At 60.3% G+C, this 1255-nt stretch carries 2 protein-coding genes; both read left to right on the plus strand.

The annotated features are described in order from the left end of the window. Positions 1–742: helix-turn-helix domain-containing protein (locus tag A1351_RS25330; protein WP_198162339.1), on the plus strand; the 742-nt coding region annotated here is incomplete at its 5' end. A 51-nt stretch (positions 743–793) separates the two neighbouring features. Beyond that, the coding region (locus tag A1351_RS24700; protein ID WP_157096257.1) for a hypothetical protein at positions 794–1255 on the plus strand (462 nt) is incomplete at its 3' end.

Here is a 1255-nt window from a genome sequence, read left to right on the forward strand (position 1 = left end):
ACCACGAGACGCGGCCGACCCCGAAGCCGAGCGTGATGCGCGCGACCGCCTCTTTAAAATCTATCGAGAGGGCCACCTCAGTCCCGACGACCTTCTCAGGGCGTTGTTCGGCAAAAACATTCCCTACACGTCGAGCCGTAGGCACCCATTCTTCCTTACCGAATGCTGCGAAGCGTTGGGCATTTCGGAAACCGCCGCCGCCCGCCGCCTCGACTATTCCGATATCACCACGATCGATATCGAGGCAGGCGAGGATCGGGTGGTGCGACGCGCCATCACGGAAGCCGCTTTGCATTTCCTCGCCTTCTCGCGCCGGTCTCTGGAGCCGAAGCAAGCAGAAGATCAGAACAGCAACCAGAATTCCGAGGATTGGATCCATATCCCTAAAAGCAATGTGGGAAGATACATTCTGAGCATCTTGCCAGATGGGAAACACCATTACTATCGATCCGATTACAATCATGTGATTTACGAAGCCGACCAGATGAATGTTCTCGCGCTCTGCCACTCTCTCAAAACGGTCCAAGCGCTGTGGATGGCGTATGAGGAGTTCCTCGAATTCGGCATCGACCCGTGCGGGGAGCACCCTGTGCGCGCCCTCGACGACGCCATAACGCGTGCTGCGATACAGGCCGACCGCTTCATCGAGATTTACACGAAGCTCGCACAACGCAAGGACGGCGCGGGCGACGACCCGAGAAATCCGCGCCGAGCCCCGGGGAAACCGATGGGCAACGCCTGATAGGAAACGCATAGCAAGAAATATCCTCTCGAGCGGACGAGGAGGAGAGCCGTGGGCGACAGATTCGATCCATGGGGAGGAATGCCGGCCAACCGTCCAAGGCCGTATTTCGAGCCACGAAAACGGGCGCCGACGCTCGATGACTCTCCTCCTGCCGAGGCGTCGAAGCCGCCTTGGACGGACAGGTCGCGCGACGCGGATCCATGGGAGGGGCGGCGCCAGAGACCCACGCCGCCCTTTCTCATCGATCGGAACGTCCGACGGGCCAACATCGCCTTGGCGATCACATTTGTGCTCGCCGTCTGCGTCAAAGCGGGCCTGTTCCAGCCGGCCTACGATTTCCTCGTCCCGGACACGTCGCCTCCGGTCCCAGATACGGGAAGGAGTGCAATGGACGACGGGGCATCACGCACGGCCATGAACCCGCTCACCATCGCGAGCCCGTCGGGAAACAAATCCTTCGCGATCAAGGTGGTGGAAGAAGGCTCGAACCGGCAGATCGCCCTGCTGTTC

This window comes from Methylosinus sp. R-45379, assembly GCF_001644125.1.
Taxonomy (GTDB): domain Bacteria; phylum Pseudomonadota; class Alphaproteobacteria; order Rhizobiales; family Beijerinckiaceae; genus Methylosinus.